This is a genomic window from Enterovibrio qingdaonensis (assembly GCF_028683135.1).
Classification (GTDB): Bacteria; Pseudomonadota; Gammaproteobacteria; order Enterobacterales; family Vibrionaceae; genus Enterovibrio; species Enterovibrio qingdaonensis.
In genome coordinates this window covers 1-19,950 of the sequence record NZ_JAJUBB010000011.1, presented here as the reverse complement: position 1 = coordinate 19,950, position 19,950 = coordinate 1, and the positions used below count along the sequence as shown (strand labels likewise).

Annotated in this window: 19 protein-coding genes; 17 read left to right on the top strand and 2 right to left on the bottom strand. The window is 48.0% G+C overall.

The genetic code is table 11. The annotated features are described in order from the left end of the window. Window positions 1–2 precede the first annotated feature (2 nt). The 15 genes from ruvA to LRP49_RS15170 all read left to right on the top strand — a co-directional run bounded on the left by ruvA (window position 3) and on the right by LRP49_RS15170 (window position 13,186). A complete protein-coding gene (ruvA, locus tag LRP49_RS15240; protein WP_274143165.1) occupies window positions 3–632 on the top strand; it encodes a Holliday junction branch migration protein RuvA in 630 nt (209 codons plus the stop codon). 13 nt (window positions 633–645) lie between these two features. Then, on the top strand, window positions 646–1,659 hold the full coding sequence (gene ruvB / locus LRP49_RS15235) for a Holliday junction branch migration DNA helicase RuvB (protein WP_274143164.1): 1,014 nt from the start codon (window positions 646–648) through the stop codon (window positions 1,657–1,659). A 462-nt stretch (window positions 1,660–2,121) separates the two neighbouring features. Further along, window positions 2,122–3,708, top strand: coding sequence for a cytochrome ubiquinol oxidase subunit I (gene cydA / locus LRP49_RS15230; protein ID WP_274143163.1), 1,587 nt, complete (start codon window positions 2,122–2,124; stop codon window positions 3,706–3,708). A 14-nt stretch (window positions 3,709–3,722) separates the two neighbouring features. Beyond that, window positions 3,723–4,859 (top strand): cytochrome d ubiquinol oxidase subunit II, encoded by a 1,137-nt coding sequence (gene cydB, locus LRP49_RS15225; protein WP_274143162.1) that lies wholly within the window; start codon window positions 3,723–3,725, stop codon window positions 4,857–4,859. A 15-nt stretch (window positions 4,860–4,874) separates the two neighbouring features. After that, complete coding sequence (gene cydX, locus LRP49_RS15220; protein ID WP_078752244.1) at window positions 4,875–4,985, top strand: cytochrome bd-I oxidase subunit CydX; 111 nt, start codon at window positions 4,875–4,877, stop codon at window positions 4,983–4,985. After that, complete coding sequence (gene ybgE, locus LRP49_RS15215; protein WP_274143161.1) at window positions 4,975–5,280, top strand: cyd operon protein YbgE; 306 nt, start codon at window positions 4,975–4,977, stop codon at window positions 5,278–5,280. Before cydX ends, ybgE begins: the two co-directional genes overlap by 11 nt. 161 nt (window positions 5,281–5,441) lie before the next feature. Beyond that, complete coding sequence (ybgC, locus tag LRP49_RS15210; RefSeq protein WP_274143160.1) at window positions 5,442–5,855, top strand: tol-pal system-associated acyl-CoA thioesterase; 414 nt, start codon at window positions 5,442–5,444, stop codon at window positions 5,853–5,855. Beyond that, window positions 5,845–6,531: a protein TolQ gene (gene tolQ, locus LRP49_RS15205; RefSeq protein ID WP_274143159.1), complete on the top strand. Its 687-nt coding sequence runs from the start codon at window positions 5,845–5,847 to the stop codon at window positions 6,529–6,531. Before ybgC ends, tolQ begins: the two co-directional genes overlap by 11 nt. 3 nt (window positions 6,532–6,534) lie before the next feature. Next, on the top strand, window positions 6,535–6,981 hold the full coding sequence (gene tolR / locus LRP49_RS15200) for a protein TolR (RefSeq protein ID WP_274143158.1): 447 nt from the start codon (window positions 6,535–6,537) through the stop codon (window positions 6,979–6,981). A gap of 13 nt (window positions 6,982–6,994) precedes the next feature. After that, a complete protein-coding gene (gene tolA, locus LRP49_RS15195; protein WP_274143157.1) occupies window positions 6,995–8,089 on the top strand; it encodes a cell envelope integrity protein TolA in 1,095 nt (364 codons plus the stop codon). A 12-nt stretch (window positions 8,090–8,101) separates the two neighbouring features. Next, window positions 8,102–9,454, top strand: a complete 1,353-nt coding sequence (tolB, locus tag LRP49_RS15190; protein ID WP_274143156.1) for a Tol-Pal system beta propeller repeat protein TolB — start codon at window positions 8,102–8,104, stop codon at window positions 9,452–9,454. A gap of 32 nt (window positions 9,455–9,486) precedes the next feature. Then, entirely contained in the window at window positions 9,487–10,011 is a 525-nt protein-coding gene (gene pal / locus LRP49_RS15185) for a peptidoglycan-associated lipoprotein Pal (protein WP_274143155.1), read from the top strand. Between the two features lie 15 nt (window positions 10,012–10,026). Then, a complete protein-coding gene (gene ybgF, locus LRP49_RS15180; RefSeq protein WP_274143154.1) occupies window positions 10,027–10,767 on the top strand; it encodes a tol-pal system protein YbgF in 741 nt (246 codons plus the stop codon). 149 nt (window positions 10,768–10,916) lie between these two features. Continuing rightward, the gene (nadA, locus tag LRP49_RS15175) at window positions 10,917–11,978 is read left to right on the top strand and encodes a quinolinate synthase NadA (RefSeq protein ID WP_274143288.1); all 1,062 of its coding nucleotides are present in this window, start codon (window positions 10,917–10,919) and stop codon (window positions 11,976–11,978) included. A gap of 350 nt (window positions 11,979–12,328) precedes the next feature. Next, on the top strand, window positions 12,329–13,186 hold the full coding sequence (locus LRP49_RS15170; RefSeq protein WP_274143153.1) for a bile acid:sodium symporter family protein: 858 nt from the start codon (window positions 12,329–12,331) through the stop codon (window positions 13,184–13,186). Between the two features lie 65 nt (window positions 13,187–13,251). Here the strand turns inward: LRP49_RS15170 and LRP49_RS15165 are convergent, their stop codons facing one another. Beyond that, the gene (locus LRP49_RS15165; RefSeq protein WP_274143152.1) at window positions 13,252–14,412 is read right to left on the bottom strand and encodes an iron-containing alcohol dehydrogenase; all 1,161 of its coding nucleotides are present in this window, start codon (window positions 14,410–14,412) and stop codon (window positions 13,252–13,254) included. Further along, window positions 14,409–15,980, bottom strand: a complete 1,572-nt coding sequence (locus tag LRP49_RS15160) for a BCCT family transporter (RefSeq protein WP_274143151.1) — start codon at window positions 15,978–15,980, stop codon at window positions 14,409–14,411. Before LRP49_RS15160 ends, LRP49_RS15165 begins: the two co-directional genes overlap by 4 nt. A 368-nt stretch (window positions 15,981–16,348) precedes the next feature. On the opposite strand from LRP49_RS15160, the gene LRP49_RS15155 reads away from it, so the two are divergent. Together LRP49_RS15155 and LRP49_RS15150 are read left to right on the top strand one after the other, a co-directional pair. After that, window positions 16,349–17,275 carry a LysR substrate-binding domain-containing protein gene (locus tag LRP49_RS15155; protein WP_274143150.1) on the top strand — a complete coding sequence of 309 codons (927 nt, stop codon included), beginning with the start codon at window positions 16,349–16,351 and terminating at the stop codon, window positions 17,273–17,275. 147 nt (window positions 17,276–17,422) lie between these two features. Next, window positions 17,423–19,924 carry a CoA transferase gene (locus LRP49_RS15150; RefSeq protein WP_274143149.1) on the top strand — a complete coding sequence of 834 codons (2,502 nt, stop codon included), beginning with the start codon at window positions 17,423–17,425 and terminating at the stop codon, window positions 19,922–19,924. Window positions 19,925–19,950 lie beyond the last annotated feature (26 nt).

Sequence of the window (19,950 nt, the reverse complement as noted above, 5' to 3'; positions counted from 1 at the left end):
TTGTGATTGGCCGACTACGCGGAATTTTGCTTGAAAAGCAACCACCTGAAATCCTTCTCGAAGTAAACGGCGTTGGCTATGAAGTCAGTATGCCAATGAGCTGTTTCTATGAACTCCCTGAAGTTGGTGAAGAAGCGATTATTTATACGCACTTTGTTGTGCGTGAAGATGCGCAACTGCTTTATGGCTTTAATACCACGGTGGAACGTGCGCTATTTCGTGAAGTGATTAAGGCAAATGGCGTAGGGCCAAAACTGGGTCTTGCGATTCTGTCTGGGATGACTGCCACACAGTTCGTTGACAGTGTGGAACGTGAAGACGTATCAACGTTAGTGAAAATCCCTGGTGTTGGTAAGAAAACCGCAGAACGACTGGTTATTGAGATGCGTGATCGCTTGAAAAACTGGCACGCCTTTGATCTGTTTACGCCGCATGCCGACGCAGCAGCGCGCCGCGCTTCTAGCACGGATACGGTTGTCGCGGCATCAACCAATCCAAAGGATGAGGCAATCAGTGCGCTTATCGCGTTGGGTTATAAAGCAGCGCAAGCTGAGAAAGTGGTTAAGCAAGTTGCTCAGGATGGCATGAAGAGTGAAGCCATTATCCGCGATGCACTGCGTTCGATGGTGTAATGGAGCAATATAGATGATTGAAGCCGACCGCCTGATGGGCTCTGTGCCACCGAGCCGTGAAGACGATGTCATTGACCGCGCAATTCGACCAAAATTGTTGTCGGACTATCAAGGGCAGGATCATGTTCGCAACCAGATGGAGATTTTTATCCATGCTGCGCGCAAACGCGAGGAAGCACTGGATCACTTATTGATTTTTGGCCCTCCGGGTTTGGGTAAAACCACATTGGCGAATATTGTAGCCAATGAAATGGATGTCAATATTCGCACTACCTCTGGACCTGTTCTGGAAAAAGCGGGCGATTTGGCAGCACTGCTGACCAACCTTGAACCTCACGACGTACTCTTTATTGATGAGATCCACCGTTTGAGTCCTGTTGTGGAGGAAGTGCTTTATCCTGCGATGGAGGACTACCAGCTTGATATCATGATTGGTGAAGGTCCAGCTGCGCGCTCTATCAAAATCGATTTACCCCCGTTTACTTTGATTGGTGCAACAACCCGTGCGGGTTCACTGACATCACCACTGCGTGATCGCTTTGGTATCACTCAGCGTCTTGAGTACTACAATGTCGCCGACCTGAAAGGCATCGTTCAACGTTCAGCGCGATGTTTGAATTTGGATATGGTGGAAGAGGGCGCATTTGAAATTGCGCGCCGTGCACGAGGCACTCCACGTATTGCAAACCGCCTTCTGCGCCGTGTACGTGACTATGCAGAGGTGAAGGGGGACGGTCATATCAATGCGGATGTTGCATCGAAAGCACTGGACATGCTGGATGTCGACAATCAAGGCTTCGATTACATGGACCGTAAACTGCTTACTGCAATCATTGAGAAATTTGATGGTGGCCCAGTAGGGTTAGATAACCTTGCTGCCGCGATTGGTGAAGCCAAAGACACCATTGAAGACGTTATCGAGCCCTATCTCATTCAACAGGGGTACTTGCAGCGTACGCCTCGTGGTCGTATCGCCAGTCAGCGTGCCTATCTGCACTTTGGCTTTGATTTACCCAATAAGTCATAAAGAACCTAAGATTGGAAAGGCCAACACATTGTGTTGGCCTTTTTTACATCTGCAGTGTTGCAACTCTGTTATGGCCATCATCTTTTCTCCTTGCCCTAGTCTTGTTTCCTACGCTTCGTCTAGCTCTTTAAATCGACTCAAAAGATGATGGTGCTCAAGGACAGATAAAATAAGAAGCTGTGGAAATTGATTATTTTGACAGCAGTCAATGTCCCAGAGGGCCAAATGCTTTGAAGACGGTTGCCAGAATGTTTAGTATTAGCTGTCACTATATTAGGAGTTGCTTAACAAAATCCTAACCAGTGCAGCACAAAAGTGCAACATAATAAAGGAGAGTTGTTCACACAGCTCCCGTAAGGAAGCTCGGTAAAGCGCGGCTGGCAAGCCTCGCATGTGTTTAAGCATTTACTTAACGACATGAAAGTGTCGTGCGTCAGTCAGCCTGACGATGAAGGAGTTACCATGTTAACTGATATTGTGGATCTATCGCGGTTCCAATTTGCTCTCACCGCGATGTATCACTTCCTGTTTGTCCCATTGACTCTGGGTATGGCCTTTTTGTTGGCTATTATGGAGTCTTTATATGTGATGACCGACAAGCAAATCTACAAGGACATGACCAAGTTCTGGGGTAAGCTTTTCGGTATTAACTTCGCGCTAGGCGTTGCGACTGGCCTGACGATGGAGTTCCAGTTTGGTACAAACTGGGCATACTACTCTCACTATGTTGGTGATATCTTCGGTGCGCCATTGGCAATCGAAGCTCTCATGGCATTCTTCCTTGAGTCTACCCTTGTGGGTATGTTCTTCTTCGGTTGGGATCGCCTGTCCAAGCGTCAACACCTTGCTGTTACTTGGCTGACAGCTATCGGTTCTAACTTTTCAGCGCTTTGGATTCTAGTTGCTAACGGTTGGATGCAAAACCCAGTGGGTGCAGAGTTCAACTTCGAAAGCATGCGAATGGAAATGGTGAGCTTTGCTGAAGTTGTACTTAACCCAGTAGCTCAGGTGAAATTCGTTCACACTGTTGCTGCAGGCTACACCACAGGCGCAATGTTCGTCTTGGGTATCAGTGCATACTACCTACTGAAAGGCCGTGACGTGGCGTTTGCTCGCCGTTCATTTGCGATTGCTGCATCTTTCGGTATTGCGGGCATCCTGTCTACTATCGTTCTGGGTGACGAATCTGGCTATGAGCTGGGCGACGTTCAGAAAGTAAAACTGGCTGCAATTGAAGCAGAGTGGCACACCGAGCCAGCACCTGCCGCATTTACGCTGTTCGGTTTCCCGAATCAAGAAACCATGGAAACCGACTACGCCATCAAGATCCCTTACGTAATGGGTATCATCGCGACGCGTTCATTCGACAAAGAGGTTACGGGTCTGCGTGATCTGGTCGACGAGCACGAAGTGCGTATCCGTAACGGTATGATTGCTTACGGTCTGCTTGAAAAACTACGTGACGGTGACAAGACCCCTGAAAACTTGGCAGCGTTTGACGAAGTGAAGAAAGATTTGGGTTACGGTCTGCTGCTGAAAGAGCACACGCCAAACGTTGTTGATGCAACGGAAGCGCAAATCAAACAAGCTGCTAAAGATTCTATTCCTCAGGTAGCACCGCTGTTCTGGAGCTTCCGCATCATGGTTGCGTGTGGTTTCGCAATGCTGTTCATCTTCGGCATGGCGTTCTACCAGACTTGTCGTCAGAAGATCGACGAGAAACCTTGGGTTCTGAAACTGGCTCTGTTCGCGATTCCATTGCCTTGGATTGCGTCTGAAGCAGGTTGGTTTGTTGCGGAATATGGCCGTCAGCCTTGGGCTGTGGGTGAAATCCTGCCGGTACACATGGCGGCGTCGAACCTGCCAGCGTACGAAATCATTACTTCATTGGTTGCTATCGTTGCACTGTACACCGTGTTCCTGATCGCTGAAGTTTACCTGATGGTTAAGTTTGCTCGTAAAGGCCCAAGCAGCCTGAAGACTGGCCGTTACCACTTTGAACAGCAAAAGACTCCGGAATCGGATCTGGCGCGTCAGGTTGAAGCATAAGGAGAGCTTGAGCGATGTTTGATTACGAAATCCTACGATTGATTTGGTGGGTTCTGATCGGTGTTCTACTGATCGGCTTCGCCGTCACCGATGGCTTCGACATGGGCGTAGGTGCGCTTGTACCTGTTATTGGCAAAACCGATAACGAACGCCGTGTCATGATTAACTCGATTGCACCGCACTGGGATGGTAACCAAGTTTGGTTGATCACAGCAGGTGGTGCGCTGTTCGCAGCATGGCCACTGGTTTACGCCGTGTCGTTCTCAGGTTTCTACCTGGCGATGATTGTTACCCTGGCTGCACTGTGGTTCCGTCCAATTGGTTTCGACTACCGCTCTAAGATTGAAGATCCACGCTGGCGTAAAGCTTGGGACGCAGCAATCTTTATTGGCGGTTTTGTTCCACCAATTATCTTCGGTGTCGCATTCGGTAACTTGCTGCAAGGCGTACCGTTTGAGCTAAGCGAACTGCTAATCCCAACTTACCGTGGTAACTTCTTCGGTCTGCTGAATCCATTTGCGATTCTGTGTGGTCTGGTTAGCTTGTTCATGATCGTGACTCAGGGCGCAACCTGGCTGCAAATGAAAACCACTGGCGACTTGCACACACGTTCTCGTAACGTGGCGCAACTGACATCAGTGTTAACTGCAGTGTGTTTTGCGATTGCTGGCTTCTGGGCACAGAGCATTGAAGGTTATGTGATCACGAGTGAAATCATTACCAATGCGACGTCGAACCCATTGACGAAAGAAGTGACCACAATGACAGGTGCGTTGTTCAACAACTACAACGACTACCCACTCTTGTGGATTGCGCCTGCACTGGCTGTGATCATGCCACTGTTGGCAGCAGCAGCGTCTCGTTTTGAGCGTTGTGGCTTTGCGTTCTTGTTCTCGAGCCTAGCGATTGCAGGTGTGATTTTGACTGCTGGCTTTGCGCTGTTCCCATTCGTGATGCCATCAAGCCTGTTCCCATCACAGAGCCTGACCATGTGGGATTCAACGTCAAGTGAATTGACGCTGAACATCATGACTGGCGTTGCGTTTGTTATGGTTCCAATCATTCTGGGTTACACCACTTGGTGTTACTACAAGATGTTTGGCCGCTTGGATGACAAGTTCATCGAAGAAAACAAGAACTCACTGTACTAAGAGAAGGAGTAAACCATGTGGTATTTCGCTTGGATTCTAGGTGTATTGCTGGCGTGCTCGTTCGGTATTATCAATGCGCTTTGGTTAGAACATACTGAAGCCATGGATCACGACAGTGAAGAATAAGCTTATCGCTTTGTTAGACGGTCTGCATGACCGTCTACATAAGCGCGTATTGATGTTGCTGTCTCTTGTTTTGGCTCTGGTTTGCGGTGGTCTCGTTATGTGGGATCCGCAAGCATTTGCTGCCAAACTGGGAGGATTTACGGTAGCCAATGGTTTGCCATTGATTTGGGCAACGTGTACTGGGTTAATTCACGGTATGGCGTTCAAACCTCGTCGCTGGTTTTGGCAACTTGTCTTTTTCCCACCCTTTTCGTGGGTCATCATGACAGCCATGCTGGTTCAGGCTTTCACCTGATAAATGCAGATATCGGTACTTCAAACAGCTCGGGCAACCCCCGAGCTGTTTTATTTTGCGCCATTCGTGACCTGCTTCGTTGCTTCGAGGTTTCAATATGTTGAGTAAGTCAGTTATAGTATTTCGCTAAACCTTATTATGGATTTCAGGTAATTATTCGGATGAGTCATCTCCATCCATTTTGTTGGCCAATTCGCGTGTATTACGAAGACACGGATACCGGCGGTATTGTCTATCATGCGAACTATCTCAAATACTTCGAGCGCGCACGCACCGAACTATTGCGTAGTATAGGTGTCAATCAACACGTGCTCTTTGAAGAGCACACTGCATTCGTTGTCCGTCATATGGACATTGACTTTTTTAAAGGTGCCACGTTAGACGAATCGCTCACTGTTCAAACAACGGTGTCAGAACTTCGTCGCGTTACCCTAACGTTCTGTCAGGATTTAGTTAATTCACAAGGCGATGTGTTGTGCCGGGCCATAGTTAAGGTAGCCTGTGTCGACTCTGAGAAAATGAAACCAAAATCCATTCCTACATCGATTCAATCGGAGATTTTTAGTGAACGCTGAACTTTCAATTCTTGATCTGTTTTTGCAGGCGAGTCTGCTGGTAAAAGCAGTGATGTTGGTTCTGCTTGGCATGTCAGTTGTGTCTTGGGCGATGATCATCAAACGTTCGCAAGTACTTTCACAAGCGTCGGCAAAAGCGGAACGCTTCGAAGACCGATTCTGGTCAGGAATGGACTTATCTCAACTCTATCAAGAAGTTCAAGCTCGTAAAGACAGCCTAACGGGCAGCGAGCAGATATTCTATTCAGGCTTTAAAGAGTTTGCTCGACTTCACCGCAGCAATGGCAAAGTACCGGAAGCGGTGATGGAAGGTACATCGCGCGCGATGCGTGTGTCCTTGTCCAAAGAAGTAGAGTCTTTGGAAACGAACCTTCCGTTCCTTGCGACAGTGGGTTCAATTAGCCCGTACATCGGTCTATTTGGTACCGTGTGGGGCATAATGCATGCCTTTATCGCACTGGGTGCGGTGAAGCAGGCGACACTGGCAATGGTTGCGCCGGGTATCGCGGAAGCACTGGTTGCAACAGCGATGGGCTTGTTCGCTGCGATTCCTGCGGTTATGGCCTACAACCGATTGACATCGAAGGTTGGCAAGCTAGAAAACAATTACGTGAACTTTATGGAAGAGTTCTCAAGCATTTTGCACCGCCAGGCATTTGCCGCACCGAAGGAGTAAGCCATGGCTTATCAACCTAAGCGACGGAAAATGACGGCAGAGATCAACGTCGTTCCCTATATCGATGTAATGCTTGTGCTGCTTATCATCTTTATGGTGACAGCACCTTTTGTTACACAAGGTGTGGACGTTGACCTTCCTCAAACCTCGAATGCGAAAACAGCGGCTGAATTAGCGAAAGAAGAAGACAGCGGCGCGTTTATTATCGTCGAAGTGGATCAAAATGGTGGCTTGGGTCTGAGCGTGAACAATGGTGACATGGTTCGTGGACTGACGTTGCAAGATATGCTGATCCGAGTGCGCGCTGAGCTGGAAATCAATCCGAAATCGCCAGTTTTAGTCGGTGGTGATGGGCGAGTGCCTTATTCCGAAATCATTCTTACCCTGGATGCATTGAACCAGGCGGGAGTCTCCTCAGTGGGACTGATGACCGAACCGCTTGATTCATAGAATGAGAAAGTGAATGAAGAATAAAGACAACAATAATTACACGGGTGCCACGGTCATATCTTTCGTGCTTCATGGTGCGTTAATTGGTGGTTTGCTTTGGGGGGCGGATTTTAGCAAGGCTGTTCACCAACCCGTGGGGCAAAGCATCGAAGCAGTCGTTATCGACCCAAGTGTAGTCAGTGCTCAGGCAAAGAAAATTCGAGAACAACGCGATGAAGCGAAGCGACAAGAAAGCGACCGCCTCAAGCGATTGGAACAACAAGCTGAGCAACTCGAAAAACAACGTGAGCAAGAAGAGAAACGCTTACGCGAGTTGAGAACGGAAAAGCTTGCTGCAGAAAAAGCCGCTCGCGAAGCAGAAACCGAACGTAAGCGTATCTCGGAAGCCAAAAAGAAAGCCGCTGAAGAGCAGCGTAAAGCAGAAGATGCTGCGCGTGTAGCGAACGAGAAAGCTGCGGCAGCGGAAGCTGAACGTGTTCGCCGTGTTGAACAGCAACGTAAAGCGGAAGAAGCCGCGAAGAAAGCGGAAGCCGATCGTCAGCGCGCCGAACAAGAACGTTTAAAAGCAGAAGAAGAGCGTAAGCGCCAGATTGCTGAAAAGAAAAAGGCAGAAGAAGAGGCTCGCAAAGCGGATGAAGAACGCAAGCGTAAGCTAGCAGAGAAGAAAAAAGCGGAAGAAGCTGCGCGGAAAGCAGAAGAAGCACGTAAGGAAGCCGAGCGTAAGGCTGCTGAAGCCAAACGCAAGCAGGTAGAGCAGGAGGCTGCCCTTAACGAGCTTTTTAGCGGTCTCGAGTCGGAGTCCGCTAATCGCGACACGGCTCGAGGGCGTTTCATTAGCGACGAGAAAGCGCGTTATGGTGCTATTTACACCCAAATGATTCGCCAAAATCTGTTAGTTGATGACAGTTTTCTGGGGCAAGAGTGTGTGGTGAAAATGCGCCTCTCGGGCACCGGTTTGCTTTTGGATGTGGCCGAAGCAGGCGGTAATGCCTCTTTGTGTCGAGCAACAAAAACTGCAGTATTGAAAGTGTCTTCCTTCCCGATGCCGGAAGACCAAGATGTCGCAGCGCAACTACAAGATATTGAGTTGACTGTGAAACCAGAGTAAGAGGGATTCTTGATGTTGAAACGCGTATTCTTTGGTGTGATTACGCTGATGTTGGCGGCTATACAGCCTGCCCATGCAGAACTGAAACTCGTTATCACCGAAGGGGTTAACTCAGCCCGACCTATCGCTATCGTCCCTTTCAAATGGGATGGTCCAGGGAAACTGCCGACGGATGTGTCCGCGGTGATTGCGTCTGATTTGCAGCGCAGCGGGAAGTTCAGTCCAATCCCAACGGATAAAATGCCCCAAACGCCTTATAGCGATGAGAGCGTCGACTTTAACGATTGGACCGCACTGGGTGTTGACGCACTGGTTACCGGTAAAATCAGCCAGACGGCTGACGGCAAATACTTAATTGAATACCAACTGATTGACGTGGTTCGTGGCCAGTTAACAGGCGGTAAAAGCAAAGGCCTGTCCGCAAATGGTGACCTCGTACTGACAAAAGACCACCTGTTGCTGAATAACCGCAAAGTGGTGTCGGGTAAGCAGCTTCGTCAATACGCTCACCGTATCTCGGATTTGGTGTATGAAAAGCTAACGGGCGAAAGAGGAGCGTTTCTGACGCGTATCGCCTATGTCGTTATTGATGACAAAGCGGACTACCCGTACCAACTGCGTATCGCGGATTATGATGGCTACAACGAATTGCTTGTGCTTCGTTCTAAGCAACCGTTGATGTCACCTGCATGGTCACCAGATGGTAAGCAACTCGCTTATGTGAGCTTTGAAAACGGTCAGGCTCAAGTTTTCCTGATGAACATTTATACTGGTGACCGCGAAATGATCTCGTCATTCCCGCGTCACAACGGTTCACCCCGCTTCTCGCCGGACGGCAGTAAGTTGGCGTTGGTACTCTCTAAGACCGGCAGTTTGCAAGTCAATGTATTAGATTTGAAAACCCGAAAAATGGAGCAAATTACCAAAGGTCGGGCGAATAACACCGAGCCATTCTGGGATCCAGACGGGAAGTCTTTAATCTTTACGTCAGACCGGGGTGGTAAACCACAGATTTATCGAGTAAATTTAGCCGACGGTTCTACTAGTCGGATTACATGGCAGGGCAGCCAGAATCTCGGTGGTCAAATTACACCCGACGGTAGATACCTGGTGATGGTTCACCGCTCGGACTCAGGCTACAACATTGCAAAACAAGATTTGCAAACCGGTGCTGTTGAGATTCTAACGAAAACTATGTTGGATGAATCTCCAAGTCTCGCGCCGAATGGTAGCATGGTAATTTACAGCTCAGTTTATGGGCGTGATAACGTACTTTCGTTGGTTTCTATTGATGGACGATTCAAAGCACGTTTACCTGCGACTAATGGGCGAGTGAGAGCCCCAGCATGGTCCCCGTTCCAATAATATTTGCGCTTATTTGATATAAGGAAAACAAGATGCAAGTTAATAAAGTACTTAAGGGTTTGGCAATTGCGCTGCCTATGTTCACACTGGCTGCTTGTAGCTCAAGCGACAGCTCAACTGACAGCACAGCGGGTTCTCAAACTAATCAAGGTTCTGAAACTACTATCGTAACTCCAGTAGATGGCGGCCAAGGCGCATTGACTGAACAAGAAATTCGTAACAACGAACTTCGTCAGTCTCAAACTGTTTACTTTAACTTTGACGATTACTCAGTTCTGCCACAGTTTGAAGACATGCTGGACGCGCACGCTGACTTCCTGCGTGACAACGCAGACATCAAAGTTGTTGTAGAAGGTCACGCGGATGAGCGTGGTACGCCAGAGTACAACATCGCGCTGGGCGAGCGTCGTGCAAACGCAGTTGCTAAATACCTGCAAGCACTGGGCGTACCTGCGTCTCAAATTTCAATCGTAAGCTACGGCGAAGAGAAACCTTTGGTGCTAGGCCAAAGCGACGAAGCTTATGCGAAGAACCGTCGTGCGGTTCTGGTTTACTAATTTAAGGTAAATCCTATGAACAGTAACACTTTGCGTTGTCTTTCGCTGGCGTTACTGGTGAGTGCGGCAGCCCCTGTGGCTGCCGCACCTGCTCCGGTGACTGAATTGGGTGGTAGTAGCGGCGGCAGCTCCGTTGAGCGCTTGGAGCGAATGCTTGAAGCTCGAAATCAAATGCAACTTGATATGCAGCGTCAACTCGACCAAATGGCGGGTGAGCTAGATAATCTGCGTGGCACAGTAGAAAGAAACAGCTACGAATTAAATCAGATGTTGGAACGCCAACGTGATCTCTACCGTGAAATTGACACGTTGAGAAATGCGAAACCAGCACCTGCTCCGGAAGCAAAGCCGGAAACGCCTGACTCAACCGAGAAATACTCTACGGATCAAACAGAAAACGCTGAGTATGATGCAGCGGTAAATCTGATTCTAAAAGAGAAAAACTATACTGGTGCGACAGAAGCGTTCAACGCTTTCCTCGCAAAATACCCAGAATCTATTTATACGCCTAACGCGCATTACTGGTTGGGACAACTCTACTTCTCTAAGAGTGATTTAGATGCAGCGAAGAAACACTTTACTGCGGTTAGTCAGTTCGCGAAGTCTAGCAAGCGTGCTGATGCCTTGCTGAAACTGGGTATCATTGCTCAGCGTCAGGGCGACACGGCTGGTGCGAATGCACTGTTCCAGAGTGTGATTAAAGAATACCCGGGAACAACAACGGCAAACCAAGCCGAAAAGCAGCTGAACAACTAGAAAATCCCCATACAAAAAGCCGACAAAATTGTCGGCTTTTTGTTTTTCATTTATTTCTTATCTAGAGTTCACATCATCTTCATAAAGGGTAAACATTCGCCTTTAAGGTCGCTATAATGGCCGGATTGCAAGCAAATCTGAGTATGTCGATGAGCCAGATTATCAATACCGCAGAGACGGTATATCCCTTCCCTCCAAAACCGGAGGTGTTGTCTGAGCAACAGAAAGCAGACTATATCGCCAGTATCAAACAGCAACTGAAAGACAAAGATGCTGTCATGATTGCCCACTATTACACCGATCCTGAAATTCAGGCGTTGGCTGAAGAGACTGGCGGTTTCGTTGGTGACTCGCTGGAAATGGCGAAGTTCGGTAACAAGCACCCTGCAAAAACACTTCTTGTCGCTGGCGTCCGATTTATGGGCGAAAGCGCGAAAATTCTTACACCAGAAAAAACGGTATTAATGCCGACTCTGGAAGCAGAGTGCTCGTTGGATCTTGGTTGTCCTGAAGACCGTTTTACAGCCTTTTGTGATGCCCACCCAGACCATACTGTCGTCGTTTATGCCAATACCTCTGCCGCAGTGAAAGCGCGCGCTGACTGGGTAGTGACCTCTTCAATTGCGTTGGAGATTGTTGAGCATTTGGATGACGAAGGCGCAAAGATTATCTGGGGTCCTGACCGTCACTTAGGCTCGTATATCGCAAACAAAACCGGGGCTGAAATGTTGCTGTGGCAAGGCGAGTGTGTCGTTCATGACGAGTTCTCTGCCAAAGCACTGAGAGACATGAAAGCAGTGTATCCAGATGCAGCCATTTTGGTTCACCCTGAGTCACCAGCAAGTGTGGTAGAGTTGGCTGACGCTGTCGGCTCAACCAGTCAGCTAATCAAAGCAGCGAAAGAGCTGCCTAACAAGCAATTGGTTGTCGCGACTGACAAAGGCATCTTCTTTAAGATGCAGCAAATGGTGCCAGATAAAGAGCTTATCGAAGCCCCGACAGCAGGCGCAGGCGCAACGTGTCGTAGTTGTGCGCACTGTCCTTGGATGGCGATGAACGGCCTAAAAGCAATTGATATTGCTCTACGCGACGGTGGCGAAGAGCATGAAATTCACGTTGATGAAGCTATTCGCGTTAAGTCACTTATTCCTTTGAACCGTATGTTGGATTTCGCAGCGGAATTGCAGATGCAGGTCAAAGGTAACGCTTAAGGTCAAAGAAACTAATACCCAAACAACCTGAAAATGCTCGAACTCAGAGGTCATCAATACGTTCAATTCGAGGCAAATTTCGCGAGGAATAGTCATTCTATTTCCGTGGGATTTAACGAAGAAGTGACCGTATTGATGGCCTCCCTTCGGGAGAGTTGTATGATGTCGTGCTCTTTGTTGTCCCTTTTTGATGGAGGTGACTACACCTACAAAGGGACGTCGCGATCACAACACCAAACAAGCTCGCTGAGTCCAGCATCTTCACGTTGTTTGGGTATATTAAAAGGCGGGCATTATGTTCGCCTTTTTTGATCGTTTTGCCGTTTAAACTGAGTGTATAAGGAAAGTGTATGAGCCAGGCTATGTTGACCATTGGATTACCTTTGGCCCTTGCGTGGATGATGTTTTGTGTAGGATTGACACTCACGTTGGCAGATTTCAAACGTGTTGGGCAATATCCTGGCATTGTGTTTGTTGGTCTTTGCGCGCAATTACTCGGCTTGCCTGCAATTGCCTTTGTTCTCGTTTATGTCTTTAATTTGCCTGAAGTGGTCGCAATAGGTCTATGGATTCTGGCATTAGCCCCTGGTGGTGCATCATCAAACGCAATTAGCCATCTTGCTGGCGGAGATGCGGCACTATCAATCACCATGACAGCGATCAGCAGCTTAATTATCCCGTTTAGCTTACCCTTGCTGTTGCCGCTGCTTTATCCCCAAGTGTCAGCCGCGATCCCCGTAAAAACGGCGATCATGCAGCTTATCGCGGTGACGTTAGTCCCCGTGTTATTGGGTATGGCACTAAACCACTTTGTTCACTCAAAGCGTTTTGATGTGTTCACCGAGTTCGCCGGTAAGTCCGCATTGTGGGCACTGTTTTTTACGGTTGCCGTAACACTTGCCGCAAACACCTCTGTGTTCAACCAGTTGTTTTCACAAGCATCAGTGGCGGTTCTAACCTTGTGTTTGCTGGGCATGGGGCTTGGTGTGGCTGTATCTAAACTGTTTCGTGGTGACGCAAAACTGTCGAAGACGTTTGCCATCGAGGTAGGGATTCAAAATGCGGGTACCGCGATATTTGTAGCCGTGGTGCAGCTAAAGCAGCCGGAACTTGCTTTGACGCCTTTATTGTACGGCGTGCTGATGAACATACCTGTGGTGATACTCATTGTGCTCAACAAGCGAGCGGTGAAATCTGTCGCCATGTAAGAGAAAAAGAGCTGCGATGGCAGCTCTTTTTCGTCGTCCTGTTTAGATCGCTTGTGATTAGGTGGTTATTTCCAAAGCCGTTGGTACAGCGATCTCATTTCTTCTTCTGTGGGAACCCTTGGGTTGTTTCCCGGCGAACCTGACGCAAATGCTTGTTGGATCATGATGTCTAGCACTGCGTCAAAGTCATCCTTTTCGACACCGAACTCAGCAAGTGTAGGTACGTTGAGCTCTTCATTCAAAGCCAGTAATTCTTGCTTCAGGCGCGTGTTGGCGTCTTCTGTTCTGACATGTTCGCCGACTATTCCCATGGCTTTGGCACATTGAGCGTAACGCTCTTCGCATGCTGGAATGGAAAAGGCTGTAATGCTTGGAAGAAGCATGGCGTTTGAAAGCCCATGTGGAACGTGGAAGGAAGCCCCGATAGGTCGGCTCATACCATGAACCAGAGCGACTGATGCATTAGAGAAGGCAATGCCTGCTAAGGTAGAGCCCATCATCATTTGCTTTCTCGCTTCGATATCATTCCCATCATGGAATACCTTGCGAAGGTTAGGTGCAATCAGGCGCATGGCTTCTAAGGCGTTGTAGTCACTGAACGGGTTACCTTTTTTGCTGACATAGGCTTCAATGGCATGCGTCAATGCGTCAATCCCAGTGTCGGCAGTAATTCGGGGGGGCAGTGACATGGTCAGTTTGTAGTCGATCAAGGCGGCAACGGGCAGGAAGCCGAGACCAATACATAGCATCTTCTCGTCAGTGTCAGAATCGGTAATGATGGTGAACTTGGTAACCTCAGAACCCGTCCCCGCGGTTGTAGGAATTGCAATAACGGGGATACTGGTTTCATTGACGATACGTGGTGCTTTGTAATCGCGCATAAAGCCGCCATAGCTCGCAAGCATACTGATGGCTTTTGCACTGTCGATTGCACTACCACCGCCTAACGCGACGATACAGTCAATTTGATTGTCGCGAGTGACAGCCACTGCTTCTTCAATTGACTGAGACGTTGGCTCAGGAATCGTGTTTGAATAGACTCGGCTATTGATACCTGCGTTAGACAGTAGCTCAGTGACCATAGCGACATAGCCCATTTGAACCATGGTCTTGTCAGTTAAAACAAGTACACGCGACGCATTGAATCCTTTGACGATGTCTGGCAAGCGCGCAGTAGCATCTTCGCCAAACTCCAATATACGTGGCATAGCGACGGAATTACTCATTTTATAGCTCCTACTGTATCTGGTTTTCCATGAAGGGTTTCTCTGCGCAGTGACCGATAAAGACCGACTGTGGTTGCGATAACAACAATGGAATAGGGGAGCGCGGCAATGATTGACGCGGTTTGCAGTGCGCCAAGACCACCTGCTAACAAAAGTACGGCGGCGACAAGGCCAATAGAGAGTCCCCAAAATACGCGATAACGAGCGGGTGGATGCTCATCTCCCATAGAGATCAAGGTACAAATGACGAGCGTTGCGGAGTCGGCTGATGTCACGAAATACGTGACAAGCATGACGGTACAAATGGTTGCCCCGAGTGTGGTGAGGATGACGCCGATGTCCATGAGTTCAATCGTTTTGAATAAGGCGAGGGTCAGGTCTTCATTAACGGCTTCAACGACGCCTCCGTTACCGAAGAGCTCGATATACATCGCGGTATTGCCGAATATGGTGATCCAGAATGTCGCTAACACAGTGGGAGCCAGCAACACACCTAACGTGAATTCACGAATAGTGCGACCGCGAGAAATGCGGGCGATAAAAATGCCACAGAAAGGTGCCCATGCGATCCACCATCCCCAGTAGAAGATGGTCCAAGCACCTTGCCATGTATTTTCAGGATTAGGGTCGACCCAGAGCCCCAGCTTGACCACGTTAAGCATGTAATCGCCAAGATTGGTAAAAAAGGAGCCAATTACATAGGCGGTTGGGCCAAGAATGATGAAGAAAGCCAGCATAACAACAGTGAGTTGCATGTTGAGCTCACTGAGGATCCGAATACCTTTGTTTACACCGGTCAGCACTGACACCGTTGCTAATATGGAGATGCTGATGATCAATATGATCTGAACAGACGTGCTGATTTCAACATCCAGCAGGTAGTTCAGTCCGGCATTCATTTGCTGGGCTCCAAGCCCCAGCGAGGTGGCGATACCAAATACCGTACCGAAAACAGCAAGTAAGTCAGCGGCATGCCCTAGTGGGCCATAAATACGCTCCCCAAGAAGAGGGTAGAGACCCGAGCGGATAGAGAGCGGCAGGCCTTTACGATAAGAGAAGTAAGCGAGAGAAAGGCCACAAATCGCAAACAACCCCCAGCCATGCAGTCCCCAATGGAAAATGGCAATACGCATTGCAACTTGCCCAGCGAAAATGGTTTGCGCTTTGTCCTCAGTGACAAAAGGATTGTTTTGGAAGTGGTACATGGGCTCGGCAATACTCCAGAACAGAATACCAATACCGATGCCTGCGCCAAAGAGCATGGAAAACCATGAAAAGAAACCAAACTCAGGCTTTTCATCGTCTTTGCCGAGCTTGATACTCCCATACCGGCTGAGGATGAGATAAAACGCAATGAAAAGATAAACACTCATGAGTCCTACGTAATACCACGACAGATTAGTCGCGATATAATTTTTGCAGAACGTGTATACGCTGTTCGCTTGTTCAGGCAATAACACGGTGTACAAAACAAACAAAATGACGAGAACGGAAGATCCGATAGCCATAAACGGGTTTACACCCGCGAATAGCCCTCCTCCTTCTTTCGCGTTAACATCCTTCCCCATTGCGATACTCCTTTTAATATTCCGACTGAAATAAATGATTATGTTTTTCTAGGCTGGTTATCTCTCGTTAATATTTACTTTATTGCGACTTATCAATGTCGCATTTTGATAAATTTTCTGCCTTTTAAAGCGTGTTAGTAAACTTTCATGTTTTACCGTCTTTCGGCAATTAATAAATTTTTAGCCTTTGGTATAAAAATAATTATGCGTAGCTGTTATGTTTCATTTATTTGACATCATTTCGAAATGCTTAGGTGTAGATTGAGGTTGAATAACAAATAAAAAAGACTGACCAAGCCGTTCTTGACGTTCTCATTGTCTGCAGGAAGCTGCATCGTTTTCTATCGTGATAGCAAGGAAGTAACACCATGAAAAAACGACTCCCCCCACTTAATTGGCTTCGGTCATTTGAGGCAGCTGCGAGGCACCTGAGCTTCACCCACGCTTCTCAGGAACTGCACATCACTCAAGCGGCGATCAGCCAACAAATTAAAGCGTTGGAGAGTCAACTTGGCACAATGCTCTTTGTGCGTTTACCTAGAGGGTTAGAGCTGACAGAGGCGGGGGCGGCTTACCTGCCAGTGCTTCATGAATCAATAGAAAGAATGAATGAAGTGACGGAGGAGTTGTTCGGTAAAGGCAGAAATAAGCTACTGAACGTTAAGGTTAATCTGGTCTTTTTTGTCAACTGGCTTGCACCGCGTCTATCGCAGTTTTATGAAAAGTATCCGGACATTAATTTAAAAATCACAAGCAATATATGGGTTAACAGCCAGGAGAAATCTTCCGATTGTGATTTGGAGGTGATCTATGGAAACGGTCGTTGGCATCAGTTTGAAGCAAGAAGGCTGACATGGGATCTTCTGCAACCAGTTTGTAGCCCAAATTATGCCTCTCGGTTTCAGCGGGAGCTTTCTCCTTTACACATCGTGAATGAAAACCTCATTCATGTGATTGGCTATGAAGATGGCTGGAATCACTGGTTCCAATCCATTGGCATGGCGTATACGGACTTTAAGCTAGGGAGTCAATTCGACACCTTAGTCAATGCCTTTGAAGTGGCAGCTAACGATGGTGGGATTGTTTTAGGCAGGAGCAGTTTGTTACAACGGTACTTTGAAGAAGGAAAGCTCATTTCTTTATTTGAACAAAAGGTTTTGACGACAGAAGCTTTCTACTTGGTCAACCATAAATCTCGTTTTCTACATCCTCATGCTGAAGCATTTATATCTTGGGTGATTGAAGAAGTTAACAATGATGATATAAATATTGAAAACAGACATTTATATAACTAGTGGTTTGTTGTGTATTAAAATATTTATGCTGAGACTAAATTTATATTAGTGGTCGATAAAAAATAAAGTAATTACTATCCGGCAATGAATTCACCTATTAGGTGGTTCTCATTTTACGTTGAAGTCTCTTAGCAAGGAGCGAGATAGATGAGAAATACATTGCCGCTATCGGGATTAAATGTTGTCGACTTTGGCCAGTACGTGACCGGTCCAGCTGTCGCTATGATCCTTGCCGATTTAGGTGCCAATGTTGTGCACATTGACCCGCCAAACGGTCCATTGTGGAATCATTCTGCCAATGCGGTGTTAAATCGAAACAAAACCAATATCCGGCTCGACTTGAAATCCGGGGGCGATTTAGACAGGGCTTTGTCTCTTTGCGCACAAGCAGACATCATCATAGAAAATTTCCGACCAGGCACAATGAAACGTCTGGGCGTGGACTTGGACATGCTGCGTGCTGCAGACCCAAGATTAATCACACTCTCCGTCCCTGGCTTTGCCTCGAATGACCAACTCCGTAAGCAATGGAAGGCGACGGAAGCCGTGATAGCAGCATCATCCGGTGCATTTACGGATATGGGCTACAACCGTGTGTTGATGGGGTGTGACCCAAGCTTTTCTCCGCTCACGCTTGGTTCTGCGTATGCAACCATGCTGGCGGCGAGTGCGGTGTCGCTTGCCTTATTTGAACGTGAAAAAAGTGGAGCTGGTGATCACATTGAAGTGCCTGTTACCGCAGCATTGATGGAGGGGTTGTCTTATAACTCCATTAAAATTGAAGGGATGCCACAGCGCTACCTGACGATGCGCGAGATGGAAATTAGCCGCCGTCGAGAAGCGGGTTTAGCCATGGACGTGACCTACGAAGAGCTTCAGGAATACTTAGATCCTTTCTATCGGACTTATGAATGCAAAGACGGTCGATACTTCTATGTTGTGTGTCCATCTCACCGCACACACGCAAAACGTTGCCTTCAATTGACGGGTCTTTACGATGAGTTGTTGGCGGAAGGACTGCCAGATGTCGAAGACCTCTATTTGCCGAAATCTGAATGGGAAGCGGACACGTCAATTGGTGTTTATCCTCTGCCAGCGGATTGGGCAGCAAAAATAGCCGAAAAGATGAAACGTGTTTTTCTGACTCGTTCATCCGATGAATGGGGAAAACTGTTTGGAGAGGGCGGTATTCCAGGGGCTCCACACAGAACAACGCAAGAATGGGTCAATGATTCTTACTCGCTTGAAAGCGGGCTTATCGTGGAGGTTAACGACCCTGAATTTGGCCCGATGAAGCAGCCGGGACCACTGGTATGGTTCGAGGAGTTGGGAGAGCAGCTATGCGATATTCATCCGCGTAAGTTTGGTGAATATGCTGATGCAGAACGCCTTTTCAGCGTGACAACAAAACCTGCGAGGTGTGAGCCAACACACAGCGGGGAAGCTCAGCGACACTGGCTTAACGGCATAAAGGTTCTGGACCTTACCAATGTTATTGCGGGACCGCACTCTACTGCATTTCTCTCTCGCTTCGGGGCTGAAGTGATCAAGCTCGACCCAACCAAACCTATGTATGATCCGCTGATTGGTGTGTTTTTCAGTTACCTGTCAAACATTGGAAAGAAGAGCTTGTTGATGGACATGCTGACGGATGAAGGCAGGCCGATCTTTGAAGCATTGGTGAAGCACTGCGATATCGTCGTTATCAATGCTCCTTCTCGACAAGTTGCGCCACTAGGATTGACAGAAGATCGACTGAAAGCGATCAACCCAGATGTTATTTTCTGTCGTTTGGATTGCTTAGGCGGGCCTAAGCATGGCGAGAAAACAGATTACATTGGCTATGACGATATTATTCAGGCGAACAGCGGCATTATGAGCCGATTTGGAGGGATGGATACGCCAGAAGAGCATGCGCATCTCGGTACATTGGACGTAAACTGCGGGTTTGCGGCGGGACTTGCGATGTCTGTAGCCTTGTATGTGCGGGCAAAAACAGGGGAAGTGTTGAGACCGAGAACATCGCTATCTTCCACGACTAACCTCGCGCAAATCAAATACAGCCACGATTATGAAGGACGCCCGCCATGTAATGAACCATCAGGGCGTGACACTTTGGGATACAACGCGCTGTCTCATTTCTATCAAACCCATGATGGTTGGTTGTACCTAGATGCCTCGGAGAGCGATTTGCCGAAATTGGAATCGTTGGATGCATTCTCCGGCCTCTCCAACCTTGATGAAGCGGGCAGAAAAGCCCTGTTTGCCAGTCAGTTTAAACGTAAACCCAATGATGTTTGGCTGAATAAGTTGTCTGAATTGGATATCGCTGCCGCGCAGACGCGAAGCATTGAATGGTTGAGAAAACGTTACAGTCGCCCTCAAGATGGTGAAGTGGGTTTTGACTCTGGAAGCTACGCGTTTTCTACCTACGATGCGCACCCTAGTGGTTACGTCACAACCATGGTCGACCATTATTCGATTCGTCCCAAAAAAGCGGGCATTATTTCGGCTGCGCAAACAGAGCGTTTTGGCAGTTCAAGTCGGCTTATCTTGACCGAATTGGGGATGGGCGAATCAGACATTCAGCGTCTTATCGACATAGGTGTGGTGAGCGAGGGGTGGTCAGAAGAATTCCTGCCGAGCTAGCGGATCAAAAAAGCCGTCATAACGAC